The organism is Photobacterium sp. Alg240-V54 (assembly GCF_900537155.1).
Lineage (GTDB): Bacteria > Pseudomonadota > Gammaproteobacteria > Enterobacterales > Vibrionaceae > Photobacterium.
The window spans coordinates 45448-58914 of record NZ_UNRL01000003.1 but is presented as its reverse complement, the minus strand read 5'-3'; the positions used below and the strand labels follow the sequence as shown (position 1 = coordinate 58914).

Genomic DNA, 13467 nt, shown 5'->3' with positions numbered 1-13467 from the left:
ACATTTAGCAGAGGTTTTATGAAAATTGTTGCTTTTATAGGTGATCAACCTAACCATTGGGGACTTATTAGCAAAGTGTCTCAAATCGCTACTATTTCATCAGTTGTAACGGTATCAAAAAAATATAATAAGAAGAAATCATATAGTAAATTTATACAAAGTATTTGTGCTCTACCTTTATCATTAGCTTGGAGAAAAATGCAACGTTCTTTCATTATTACAGATGAATTCAAAAGTAGAGTATTAAAAGTTTCAACTAATGATATTAATTCAGATGAAGTTTTAGAGTTTATAGTTAATGAAAGTCCTGATTTAGTGATAGTTTCAGGTACCAATTTACTGGGTGCAAAGTTAATCAAAGAGCTTTCAAAAACATCTAAAATTATGAACTTACATACAGGTATATCTCCTTATGTAAAAGGTGGTCCGAATTGTACTAATTGGTGTCTAAGTAATCGGAATTTTCATTTAATAGGTAATACCGTTATGTGGCTAGATGATGGCATAGATACTGGTAATTTAATTGTTACAGAAAAATGTCCTCTAATAGGTAATGAATCATTATCTGAATTACATATTAAAGTAATGAATCATGCCCATGATATATACAGTAAGGTAATTAAGGCTTACGTAAACAAACAGCCATTACAAAATATAAGTCAACATGAAATATCATCAGGACATTTATATTTAACTAAGGATTGGAATAAGAAAGAAGTTATTAAAGCTTTATATAATTATTATTTCTATTTTTCTAATGAAAATATAAATAATAATATTAATGATGTACTATTTGTAAATACTGATAATTATAAGAAAAAATAATGTATATTTTTTGTGACTATGTTTACTTAAGTTTGGCTGTTTATAAGGGATTATTGGTGAGGAAATTAAAAGTTGGTGTTTTATTAGATGATGATAATAATACAAAACAAATTTATGACTTCTTAGATGTAGCTTTAGATTCTAAGGTATATGATGTTAAATTTACTATTACGCACTATTGTTTTTTTAAATTTCCATCTATTAAAGAAATTAATATATCGTTACTATCTAATATTTATCTTTTTATAAAAAAACTTTTTTTGAAGTTAGTTATAAAATTTGAAGTTTTTCTATTAATTAAAAACAAAAAAATAGTTAATAATTATTTTTTTAAAATCAATATAAAGAACTTATCAATCAGAAATTTTAATATATATAATAGTGCTTTAAATGGTGATTTTTTCTATAGATATACCGAAGATGAAATTATAAAAATAAGAAGAGAAAATGTTGATTTATTAATTCATTATGGCAGTAAAAAAATTCCAGACGAACTTTTAAAATTATTTCCTTCTGGTGTCATCTCATTAAATTATACGAATACTACTTTTAGTAGTTCTTTATGTGCTGGTTTTTATGATGTGCTTAATAAGCACGATACTACTAGTTTTAGTGTGAAGGTAACTAATTATAAATTAAAAAAAATAGAAGATGTGATTTTTAATGGAAGTATTATGACGTCTTTTATGTTCACCTTAAATTTAATTAGACTATATTCTAAGTCTAATTCAGTTATTCACAAATTAGTTGAAAATATTGCTTCAAAGCGTGCTCATTATCATGTTGTAAATCAGCATAGATCAATGTTCCCTTCATATTCAGTACCTAGTATATCAGTTCAAATATTATATTTATATAAGCTATTTTGTTGTTGTTATATTAGAGCTTGGAGAAGCATTACATCAAAAACGATAACCTGGGGTGTTGCTTATCAATTTACAGATAGTTGGTGTGATGTGTCATTGTCTGAATCTACTATCATTGAAAATCCGGATAATCATTATTTAGCAGACCCTTTTATTATAAAACAAGGAAATAAACATTATTGTTTCGTTGAAGATTATGATTTTGCTGTACGTAAAGGGTTAATTACAGTATATGAAATTGATCCTAAAGGGTATAAATATTTAGGAGTAGCTTTAGAAGAAGAATTTCATTTATCTTATCCTTATTTATTTAGGGATGGTGATAATCTTTATATGTGCCCTGAAAGTTGTTCAGCAAAAGATATTAGACTTTATAAATGTGTTAATTTCCCATTAGAGTGGAAGTTAGAAAAAATTTTAATAAAAAATATATCAGCTGCAGATACTAATATTGTTAAAGTTGATAGTACGTGGTGGATGATGTCTAATGTTGACTCATCACTATTAGGAAATGATCATTATTCTGAATTACATCTTTTCTATTCTAAAGATTTACTGAATGGTGATTGGGTAGAGCATAAAAGTAACCCTGTTATATATAATGCATCAATTGGTCGTAATGGTGGACTTTTCTTTGATGATGAAAATATATACCGTGTCTATCAAATTCAAGGTTGTGATCTATATGGTAAATCTTTTGGGGTATCAAAAGTTAATGAAATATCACGATATAAGTATGAAGAAGATATTCAGTTTGAAGTTGCGGCAGATTATTTTGATTCTATAGTTGCAACACATACTTTTAATTTTACTGAAGGTTTAATAGTTTTAGATTTTGCTAAAATTGATACATATATTAAATAATATTTTCACCAAGATTAATAGATTAGGTTTTAGGCTCAACTATCTTGATGTATAGAATACTAAGGTTACCATACTAGATAATACATCTGATGTTATCGTGTATTTTTTAAAAAACTTGGTTTAACATTTACTGTTAAACCCTCTTATTATATTTTTATTATTAACTATATTAATCTAATAACTTAGAGATCGCATGATAAAAGGTAAAATATGTTTTACTTAATAGTTATATTAGATTTAATGAGTGTTTATTATGATAATTGATATTACAAAAAAAAATATTTTTCGAATTTTATCTAATGACTTTAGGGTCAAAAGCAGGTTGCAACTATTAACAGATAACTCTATTTTAACAATACTTAATTTTCACAGAGTCGCTCCTTTTGATGGTAGTATATATAGTCCACTTGACCCTGTTTTATTTGAAGATATTATAATTTATTTAAAATTAAATTATAATATAATTTTATTTGGTGAAACGGGTGAAGATAAAAATAAGCCAGATTTGATTTTATCATTTGACGATGGTTATAAAGATTTTATTGATTATGCAGTTCCTATTTTATATAAGCATAACATAAAGGTGAACCAAAACATTATCCCTTCATGTGTTTTATCTGGAGAGTCTCCTATCAATGTATATCTACAAGATTTTATTGGTAATGCTCCTGATGAGTTAATATTGAATTTACCTATAAGACCTAGCATTACGAGGAAGGATTTACAAAATAGAAACAAACTAGGATACTATATATCTTCTAAAATTAAGAACTTAGATTATAATAATTTTATCATTCACCAGAAATTAATAAAGGATTATATCTATAAATATTCTGAATTTCTTTGTTCTGCAATGATGACTATCGATGAAATAAAGGAGGTCTCAACATATCATCAAATAGGAGTACATTCTTATGAACATCTTTCTATGTCTAAACAATCTCAAAAATATTTTATTAATGATTTGAATATGTGTAGAGATTTTATGAACGATATTAATATAAAAACAGATATTTATGCTTTTCCTAACGGAAGTGCAACTGAAGAAAACATTCAATATGCATTAGAATCAGATTTTAATCATATTTTACTTGTAGGTGATGATTTTAGTAAAAATAATAATAAAATACATAATCGATTTACTTTTGATGCTATTTCTTATTTTGAGGCTAAATATAAATCATTAGGTAGAATGAGAAATATTAAAAAATTAGTAGCTTAGCAATAAATTAGATATAAGTGATTTTAATTATTAGAGGTATTTGAAATTATTGTAAATAACGCCACTTAATAAAATAGGTGGCGTTTTTGAACGGTTATAAATATCCACTAATCAGTATATTTACGCACCGTTGCGGCTACGTGTTGGTTTACCGTTTGGGCGTTGACCACCGGGTTTACCATTACGGTTAGTCGGGCGACTATTTGACTGGGCTGGCTTTCCATTACGGTTACCATTGGTGCTGGTGTTATTACTGCCACCACGGTTACTGCTAGTGCCTGCTTTTGCTGGATTGCTATTACGTGATCCGTTTGGTTGTGGTTTACCATTACCTACAGGCTTACCATTTCGATTACCTTGTGGGCGCTTACCATCGGTACGAATATCAGGCTGATTTGGGTTCTTTGTTGCAAAGCGCTTAGAACCGTGACGACCTGAACCGCGACGTTCTGCCGGAGTCATTTCTGCTTCACTACCAGCTTCTGGTACTAAACAATTAGGGCGATTACCAATAAGATATTTCTTGCCCATTGTTGTTAGTGCGTCACGAATAAGAGGCCAGTTTAGTGGATCGTGGTAACGCAATAGTGCTTTGTGTAGGCGACGTTGACGTTCACCTTTAGCGACAAATAAATCCTCACGACCTTTGTACTTCACTTTCTTCAACGGGTTAGTTTCAGAATGGTACATTGCTGTGGCATTACACATTGGTGATGGGTAAAAGTTTTGTACCTGATCACACTGGTAATCATTTTGTTTAAGCCACAATGCAAGGTTCAACATATCGTCGTCAGTTGAGCCTGGGTGTGCTGAAATAAAGTATGGAATCAGGTATTGTTTTTTACCTGCTTCTTGACTGTATTGTTCAAACATTGATTTAAAGCGGTCATAGGTACCCATGCCTGGCTTCATCATCAGATCAAGTGTGCCTTTCTCTGTATGTTCAGGTGCGATCTTTAAATAACCACCAACATGGTGAGTAACAAGTTCACGCACGTATTCTGGCGATTCGACCGCTAAATCATAGCGCACACCAGAAGCAATCATGATCTTCTTAATGCCTTTAACATTACGAGCATTACGATATAAATCAATCAGATGTTTATGATCTGTGTTTAGCTTCTCACAAATCTTAGGGAAGATACATGATGGGCGACGACAGTTAGCTTCTGCACGAGTGTCAGAACAGCCAAGACGATACATGTTAGCTGTCGGGCCACCTAAATCAGAAATAGTACCGGTAAAACCTGGAACTTTATCGCGAATATCTTCTAGTTCATTAAGAATAGATTCTTGAGAACGGTTTTGAATAATACGACCTTCGTGTTCAGTAATTGAACAGAATGAACACCCACCAAAACAACCACGCATGATGTTAACCGAGGTTTTAATCATGTCATAAGCTGGAATTTTTGCCTTGCCGTAACTTGGATGAGGTACGCGAGCAAACGGTAATCCAAACACAAAGTCCATTTCTTCAGTTGATAATGGAATCGGTGCACGGTTGATCCATAATTCACGATCAGCATGTTTTTGAATTAATGCACGTCCAGAATAAGGGTTAGTTTCTAAGTGCATTACACGACTTGCGTGAGCATATAAAATACGGTCATTGGCTAGCTTTTCATAAGAAGGCAAACGTACAACTGTATTTTCAGCATCGTGGCGTGATGGACGAACGTGAACAACTTGTGGCTGTTTTTCTTTTTCTTCTTTATTAGACGCACAAGTTTCTTCGGTCGCATAAGGGTTTTGCATCACCATTGGACGACCAGGCTTTTCAATACGTGATGAATCAATTTCCTGATAACGCTCAGGAATGTCTTTGATCATTACCGCAGTGCCTGCAATATCAGTTAATGACTTGATATCTTCGCCATTAGCGATACGGTGCGAGACTTCAACCAGTGCACGTTCAGCGTTACCAAATAACAGAATATCTGCTTTTGCATCCATTAATACTGAGCGACGAACTTTGTCAGACCAATAATCATAGTGTGCAAGGCGACGTAAGCTTGCTTCAATACCACCTAGTACGATAGGTGCTTCTTTGTAGGCTTCACGGCAGCGTTGTGAATACACCAATACGGCACGATCAGGACGTTTCCCACCTTCATTGTTGGGAGTGTAAGCATCATCTTTACGCAACTTACGATCTGCGGTATAGCGGTTGATCATTGAGTCCATATTGCCGGATGTAATACCAAAATAAAGATTCGGTTTACCCAACGCCATAAAATCGTCTTTATTGTCCCATTTAGGCTGCGCAATAATACCAACGCGAAATCCTTGAGATTCAAGTAAACGACCAATAACTGCCATACCAAAACTAGGATGGTCAACATAGGCATCACCAGTAACAATGATAATGTCGCAGCTGTCCCAGCCAAGAGCGTCCATCTCTTTTCTAGATGTTGGCAAGAATGGAGCTGTGCCATAGCATTCAGCCCAATACTTAGGATAGCTATCAATAGGTGTTACTTTAGTGTGCATGTTTTGACCTCTATATTTTGAGGCGGGAATTATAGCGGCTCATAAAAAGGCTGGCTAGTGATTATAAATCCTGATCTTAAACAAGGTTTTAGTAAATTGGAGTTAGACAGTTAACTATAGCGGTTTCTTCTGCGCTCGCAGCCACTAAAATTAGAAATATTTAAGTTATAAATAAACGATCAACGGCGAATAAATAACCGTTGATCGTTGTTTGTTGAGCGTGGTTTAAGCTAAAGACTTAAGCTGGTGTTATGTTCGATTGTAGACTTCGTACATCTGAGCCATCAGGACTTTGATAAACAGCAAGATCAAATTGGGGCAAAATAGCTAATACATGGTCAAAAATATCAGATTGAACGGCTTCATAAAAAGCCCACCGAGTATCATTCACAAACACATAAATTTGCACGGGTAGACCTTGTGCCGTTGGCTCTAATTCACGTACCAAAAAGGTCATATCTTGACGAATTTTATTGTTTTGCTTTAAGTAAGCCTCAAGATAGGCACGAAATACCGTAATATTGGTAAGCTGTAATGCATGCGCATCACCGCTAGCGATGTCAGTATTTCTTTTCGTTATAAAATCGGCCACATAAGGGATCTGGGCTAATTTTTGTTGTTGCTGCTCGTCAATAAATTTAATCGTTTCAATATCTATTAGCACTGAACGTTTGATGCGTCGCCCACCAGATTCCTGCATTTGACGCCAATTAATGAATGAGTCTTGTACCAGTGCATAGGCAGGGATATTGGTCACAGTATTATCCCAGTTTTTTACTTTAACGGTTGTCAAAGAGACTTCATCAATACTACCGTTAGCGCCATATTTATCCATTTGGATCCAATCACCCACCTTTACCATTTGATTAGCTGACAGTTGAATACCAGCCACAAAACCTAAAATAGTATCGCGGAAAACTAATAACACTAAACCTGTAGCAACACCTAAACCGCTTAAGAAATAAATAGGTGAGCGGTTAGCTAATACTGAAATAGCAATGATAAAGCCAATAAAAAAGAGGATTAATTTTGATAATTGGACAAAACTTTTGACCGGTAGGTTACGGCTGATCTGATTAATATCGGCCATGTCGTTGGTTGCATCAAGAAATGCATATGAGCTTCTAACGAGTACGATAATTAACCATAAGCTAAGGGTGCGATCAATAAAACTACTGAGAATGGCATGTTTATCTAATACAAGCGGTATAACAAGATTGAGTACCATTGCTGGAATCGTCAGTGATAATTTTTCAAACACTTTATGGCGCACCATAACGTGTCCCCATGTCGCTTGGGAACGTTTTATAGCTGAGCGTAATAATGTAAGTAAGCCCCAACGCACAAAGACATAAGATAAGAATGCAAGAGCGCAGCAAAGCACCATAAAAATGGCGGTTGATATATTATCTTGTGGTTGAACATTGATCCCCAGCTGTGACATGCCATTAGCAATGTCTAAGCGTATTTTATGGCTCAAAACTGAACTCCATACTCACACGGTGAATAAATAAATGTTGAATGGTGATTGCTTAATATCATTATTTAACAACAGTATTAACAATGATACGAGTATATTTTAGTGGTGGTGTTTATCTTAGCATAATCATAAAGCTGCATTAGTGATAGAATCTTAGAATACCAAGTATGTATGTTCTAGATATAGTATGGAGATGATAGTGGCCAAAAAGTTTTATGTGGTATGGCAAGGTCGTGAGCCCGGTATTTATAGTGATTGGGCAAGTTGTAAGCAGCAAGTCGATAAATTTGCAGGTGCACGCTATAAATCATTTCCAACTCAAGCAGAAGCAACGGCTGCTTTTGGTAAACAGCCTCAAGCAGTAAGATCTACAGCTGCGGGAAGTAATAAAACGGCTGTAAAGCGTACAACAACCAGTAAAGGCTCATTAACCAGCGAACAAGTTCATGCATTAACGGCTGAAATTAAAATTTTTACTGATGGCGGTTGTGATCCTAATCCGGGTAAAGCGGGATCAGGATTAGCATTATACCAAAACAATCAGCTCAGTGAGTTATGGTATGGCTTGTATGAGCCAATGGGCACCAATAATACCGCCGAGTTAAATGCACTTAATCAAGCGTTGATTTTAGCTGAACAAGCGTTGGCACAAGGGACTACTGTCGCTATTTTTTGTGATTCGAAATATTCAATTCAATGTATTACCCAATGGGCGATAACATGGCAAAAAAATGGCTGGAAAAAAGCCGGTGGAGAAATTAAAAATCTCGCTTTAATTCAACAAATGTTTAGCCGTTATCAAGCACTAAAATCACAGCTTGTGATCCACCATGTGAATGGTCATGTTGGTATTGAAGGTAATGAATTGGCTGATCGAATGTCAATCTTAGCGGTCGATACTAAAGTTGTTGATTTCTGTTTATATCAACCGCCTTATGATTTAGTGGCGTTACTTGCTCTTCGTGCGGGTTAAGCTCTGTTAGCTTTGGGTTAGTACAGCGAGCATACGTAAAATGTTCGCTTTATTTTCGCCACCGCCCATCATTTCTGGATTGGCTAATGCATATAAATAGCCTTCAATAGCACTACCATCAATATCTGCTCTGAAATCAATTAAATTTGCCCATTGCTCGATATCATCAGCATCAATTTCATCAGCAAGGTATTTTTCTAATACCATGATCAAATGCTGGTGGCTGACCTCAAAAGGGGGATCATTGGGAGAGTTTTCGGCATTTACAAAGACTGAAAACGCCGCGTCCCGTTGAGGACCAAAGGTCAAGATTTGGATCAGGGCTTGTTGTTTATTCATAACATCATCATGTGGTTTGATTAATAATAGAATTGTGCCGTGAATAGCAATATAAAAAAAGCCCACTGAGAGTATTTTCTCAATGGGCTTGGTATTTTTCAGTCGTTAATGTTCTATATAATGATTAAACGTACATAGGTACTAAGACAAATGTACCAATAATAACGGTAGCTAAACCACAGATAACAGGCACGAAGGTACGTTTAACAACATCAAATGGGCTGATTTTTGCCATGCCAGATGTTGCTACGATAACACCAGAAACAGGTGAGATGGTACGACCTAAGTTTGATGCTTGTAACATCGGAATAATCAGGAAAGCAGGGCTTAAACCTAATTTACCTGCTAGCTGAGGTGCAAGTTCTACGAAAGCATAGAAAGGTGCGTTACCAGAGCCCGTTGCAATAGCGGCAGCAACGGTAAGCGCTGTTAGTAGTAGCATTAATGCGAAACCACCAGCACCGGCTTTATCTGCTAGTGAAATCAGGTTATCAATCGTACCGACCGTCATCAGTCCTTGTGCGAATACACCAGCAGCAACTAATAACATTACAACGCCTTTAAATGCGTCTCCCATACCAGCATAGCAAGACTCTAGATTACTTAATGTCGCCTTACCATCTAAACGGTTAGTCAAGAAATCAACCACAGAACCAAGTGCAATTGAAACGATGACAATTGTGTAAATATCCAGTTTTAAGCCTGGAATAGTTTCACCGTTAAATAAGAATACACCGATAATTGGCATGAAAGGTAAGATCGAGTAATAACCAGGTGCATTGACTTCCATTTCTGAAATATCAACACGTTCCATTGGCGTATTGTCTCTCTTATCAAGGTATTTATTCCAGAAAAACGCTGCCACAGCCATAACGATAATGGCACAAATAGAAACTGGTAATACAGTTTCAACGGCAAAGACGTGTAATGGTAAACCTGATTTTTCAGCTGCAACAACAACGTCACCCGATGTTGGTGATAAAATAATTGCCGCAGGTGATGCACATACCGCAGCTGCTGCTGGGCGAGAAATACCCATCGCTGTCATCATTGGGAATAGGGTAGCCATTAATAGCACCCCAAGACCGGTTGCAGAGCTAACGGCAAGTGACATTAAACATGCCACAATATAGGCGGCAACTAATAATGCATAAGGTGATTTAATAAAAGAAAGAGGCTTTGAAAATTGTTTTACAACAACATTATTTGCACCGATATACGTCATGTAAGAGGCAAAACCACACAATAGCATGATTTGTAAACCTAGGCCGCCACCACGGTTTTGAAGCATGTATTTCACATACTCAAGTGAGTCAGTTAATAAGTTACCAGTAGATGCTACTTTAGCAGGTAACACTGAATGGCCTAATAAACCGGCAATAATGAGTAATGACACCCCTGCTGTTAATAAAACGCCAGCTGCGTTATATCCTTTTACAATGTAATAACCAACGGCAATGGTGATCACCAACCCAATTAATAATTCCGTCATGGAAAGTCCTCTCCTAAAATCAAATTAAATATGCATTTATGATGTTTTGCGGCATTTTTTTCATAAAAGGCGCGACTAATGTAACTAAAAAGCAGCTTATGAACGACTATTAACAGTCGAAGTTATGATCTCTGCCATGCTTTTATTGATAATGTTAATAATTTGATTTTTATGGTGTTATGTATTGGTTTGTTGATGTTTGTTAAATGTTAAATTCGCACTCGTATCACTATTTGTAATGATTATTGTTGGCATTGCTGTTTAACGTATTCAATAAATGTTCTGTCAGCAAGTGAGAGGTAACCTTGCTTGCGCCATGCCATTGCAAGATCTAAATGAATAGGTTTAGCAAAGGGAATAGGAATAACGTTCGATTCATGATCCGTGACCAATTCAAGTAAGGATGTGATGGCAAAATCATGGCGAATAATCTGTAAAATCATGGGTAATAAATTAGTTTCAAATGAAATATTTGCGGTTAAATGATGTTGTTCGCAAATATGATCTAAAATTTCACGATGAAAATACCCAGGTTTAAATGCCACTAATTCTTGGCCAAAAAAGTCGTCAAAAGAGAGGCTTTTTTTGGTCGCAAACTCGTGGTGTTCACTCACTACAGCGACCATCTGCGAACGTAATAGATGCTCTATTTGTAAACTACTCGGTACGTTATGATTAATAATGACACCAAGATCTAATTCCCCCTCAACGAGCATTTGTCTAATTGATTGGGTACCTGCTTCAACAATGGTTAATTTTAAGTTGGGGTAGTGGCTTTTAAAGCCCATCAGTATTTGAGGAAAAAAATAGGATCCCAGCATACTTGGCACTCCAAGTCGTACTTCACCTTTTTCTAATCCACGTAACTCTTTCATGGCTAAGGTTGCATCGTCGATTTTTTGTAATATTTGTTTAGCATGTATAAGCAACACTTCACCTTCTTGAGTGAGGCTAACTTTGCGTTCATTACGATAAAATAATGTCAGATCTAATTGCTGTTCAAGTTTTTTGATCGCCACGCTCAGTGCTGGTTGTGCAATATGAAGTTGCTCAGCAGCACGAGTGAAGTTTTTTGTTTGTGCTAATTGAGTGAAGTAAATAAGTAAACGCGTGTCCATGGTTATAATCTTTGTTTATCACTGTGATATTAATTATATATTTTCATTATTATGAGGCTATTGTTATCGTCTTGTCACGTTATGTTTAGTTTTTGAAAATAAGATATCTCTACCCTAATGACATTGTGGGATAGGCATAGATCGTTTAAAAGGTGAGATCATGATCGAGATAAACACAGTAGCCTATAAGAAAACCAGTTTTGCACTGGCATTAGGGTCATTTATCGTTTTTTGTAATGTATATTTATTTCAGCCAATGTTGCCATTGATGGCGACAGAATTTGCTGTGTCCGCGACTCAAATTAACTGGGTGTTAGCGGCAACAACATTAATGCTGGCAGTATGTTTAATTCCGTGGGCCATTGCTTCTGAGATAGTCGGACGACGACTGATTATGGTGATTAGCTTACTATTGATGCCCATTGTGGGAATTGCGATGGTTTTCACTCAAAATTTATTGAGCCTAACTTTAGTACGCGCGGTGATGGGAGTTTCGGTTGCAGGTTATGTCGCGGTTGCTGTGGCTTATATGGCAGAAGAGTTTAGCCCTACAGCATTAATGTTAGCAGTGGGGAGTTATATTAGTGCTAACTCATTAGGCGGGATTGCTGGACGATTGTATGGCGGTATTTTTGGTGAACAGCTAGGCTGGCATTGGGCGGTATTCGGAATGGCGGCCATGAGTTTAATTGGGGCTATTGTGGTGATTAAATTATTACCACCACAGCAACATTTTGTTCGTCATAACCATCAATTACATGTACATGCTCGTCAATTAATCGACCATCTTAAACAACCTGTTTTGTGGTTAGCAATGTTAATTGGCGGAATAAATTTTGGGTTATTTATTAACCTTTATTCAGTGACTGGATTTAGATTGGTAGCCGCACCATTTAATTTGCCATTAAGTTGGGCATCATTAATTTTTGTTTGTTATTTAAGTGGCACTATTACATCACGTTTAAGCGGTCGTTGGGCAAGTAAGTTTAATCCAATATCTGGAATGATCTTAGGCGGTATTTTAAGTTTGGTGGGAATGTGGTTAGGTTTAGTTGAATCACGCATTACTATTTTAATCAGCTTGCTGTTATTGAGCTCTGGGGCATTTTTTACCCACTCATTAGCTTATGCTTGGGTTAGTCATCATGCCAAAGTCGCTAAAGCAACGGCTACTGCGCTCTATTTAGTTCATTATTATGTTGGTGGTAGTTTAGGGGGCTTTTTGCTGATTTACTGCTGGCAGCATGGCGGTTGGAGTATGGTTGTTACTGGAGGTACAGTATTGTACTCACTGATGTTTATCTTATGTGGGTACTTAATGAAAACCAAGCAACAACCTGTTTTACAACCTCAATGAGGCAATAATAGCTAATCGATCGCGATAGTTAATGTGTAATGACTGCTTTCACCACGGCGAGCAAAGGCGCGATATTGACCAATGCGAATAGTGTATTTGCCATTGTAAGGTAATACATATTCGCCATTGTCATTAATATCAGCAGAATATGGATTTAAATCAGCAATTCGTTCAAGTTTTGAATCGAGAAGAATAACCCATAATTTAGTGCTTTTGGTGTCGAGGGTGACTTTTAAGTGCTGATCTTTTTTGGCATAAAAAACATAATTATTAACATCATAGCTGGCAGTTGTGGCGACATACTGTTCACTGCTCGTTCCTGTTTTAAAATGAACGGCTTCTGTGCTATCAGCTGCAATAGCCATAAAGGAACAGCTGCTTAATATCAGTGCGGTAAACAATAGTCCTAGTGGTTTTAGAAATAACATAATAATGTGA

Annotated in this window: 11 protein-coding genes; 5 read left to right on the top strand and 6 right to left on the bottom strand. The window is 35.7% G+C overall.

Annotated elements, in window-relative coordinates:
* Nucleotides 1-18: 18 nt before the first annotated feature.
* The 3 genes from G6R09_RS09420 to G6R09_RS09410 all read left to right on the top strand — a co-directional run bounded on the left by G6R09_RS09420 (nucleotide 19) and on the right by G6R09_RS09410 (nucleotide 3777).
* Nucleotides 19-825 carry a formyltransferase family protein gene (locus tag G6R09_RS09420; protein ID WP_087846190.1) on the top strand — a complete coding sequence of 269 codons (807 nt, stop codon included), beginning with the start codon at nucleotides 19-21 and terminating at the stop codon, nucleotides 823-825.
* Nucleotides 825-2555 carry a hypothetical protein gene (locus tag G6R09_RS09415; RefSeq protein WP_163921979.1) on the top strand — a complete coding sequence of 577 codons (1731 nt, stop codon included), beginning with the start codon at nucleotides 825-827 and terminating at the stop codon, nucleotides 2553-2555. Before G6R09_RS09420 ends, G6R09_RS09415 begins: the two co-directional genes overlap by 1 nt.
* Nucleotides 2556-2808: 253 nt before the next feature.
* A complete protein-coding gene (locus G6R09_RS09410; RefSeq protein WP_087846188.1) occupies nucleotides 2809-3777 on the top strand; it encodes a polysaccharide deacetylase family protein in 969 nt (322 codons plus the stop codon).
* A 120-nt stretch (nucleotides 3778-3897) separates the two neighbouring features.
* Here G6R09_RS09410 and G6R09_RS09405 read toward each other — a convergent pair whose 3' ends face one another.
* Together G6R09_RS09405 and G6R09_RS09400 are read right to left on the bottom strand one after the other, a co-directional pair.
* Nucleotides 3898-6270: a YgiQ family radical SAM protein gene (locus tag G6R09_RS09405; protein WP_065167811.1), complete on the bottom strand. Its 2373-nt coding sequence runs from the start codon at nucleotides 6268-6270 to the stop codon at nucleotides 3898-3900.
* 238 nt (nucleotides 6271-6508) lie between these two features.
* A complete protein-coding gene (locus G6R09_RS09400; RefSeq protein ID WP_087846186.1) occupies nucleotides 6509-7750 on the bottom strand; it encodes a mechanosensitive ion channel family protein in 1242 nt (413 codons plus the stop codon).
* Nucleotides 7751-7949: 199 nt separating this feature from the next.
* On the opposite strand from G6R09_RS09400, the gene G6R09_RS09395 reads away from it, so the two are divergent.
* Nucleotides 7950-8723, top strand: a complete 774-nt coding sequence (locus G6R09_RS09395; protein WP_163921976.1) for a ribonuclease H family protein — start codon at nucleotides 7950-7952, stop codon at nucleotides 8721-8723.
* Between the two features lie 6 nt (nucleotides 8724-8729).
* Here the strand turns inward: G6R09_RS09395 and G6R09_RS09390 are convergent, their stop codons facing one another.
* The 3 genes from G6R09_RS09390 to G6R09_RS09380 all read right to left on the bottom strand — a co-directional run bounded on the left by G6R09_RS09390 (nucleotide 8730) and on the right by G6R09_RS09380 (nucleotide 11672).
* A complete protein-coding gene (locus G6R09_RS09390; protein WP_163921973.1) occupies nucleotides 8730-9062 on the bottom strand; it encodes a hypothetical protein in 333 nt (110 codons plus the stop codon).
* A gap of 124 nt (nucleotides 9063-9186) precedes the next feature.
* On the bottom strand, nucleotides 9187-10554 hold the full coding sequence (gene dcuC / locus G6R09_RS09385; RefSeq protein WP_163921970.1) for an anaerobic C4-dicarboxylate transporter DcuC: 1368 nt from the start codon (nucleotides 10552-10554) through the stop codon (nucleotides 9187-9189).
* 242 nt (nucleotides 10555-10796) lie between these two features.
* Nucleotides 10797-11672 (bottom strand): LysR family transcriptional regulator, encoded by an 876-nt coding sequence (locus G6R09_RS09380; protein ID WP_065167814.1) that lies wholly within the window; start codon nucleotides 11670-11672, stop codon nucleotides 10797-10799.
* Nucleotides 11673-11832: 160 nt separating this feature from the next.
* Here G6R09_RS09380 and G6R09_RS09375 point away from each other — a divergent pair, with 160 nt between their 5' ends.
* The gene (locus tag G6R09_RS09375) at nucleotides 11833-13029 is read left to right on the top strand and encodes an MFS transporter (protein WP_163921967.1); all 1197 of its coding nucleotides are present in this window, start codon (nucleotides 11833-11835) and stop codon (nucleotides 13027-13029) included.
* A gap of 11 nt (nucleotides 13030-13040) precedes the next feature.
* Here the strand turns inward: G6R09_RS09375 and G6R09_RS09370 are convergent, their stop codons facing one another.
* Nucleotides 13041-13394: a hypothetical protein gene (locus tag G6R09_RS09370; protein WP_235859675.1), complete on the bottom strand. Its 354-nt coding sequence runs from the start codon at nucleotides 13392-13394 to the stop codon at nucleotides 13041-13043.
* Nucleotides 13395-13467 lie beyond the last annotated feature (73 nt).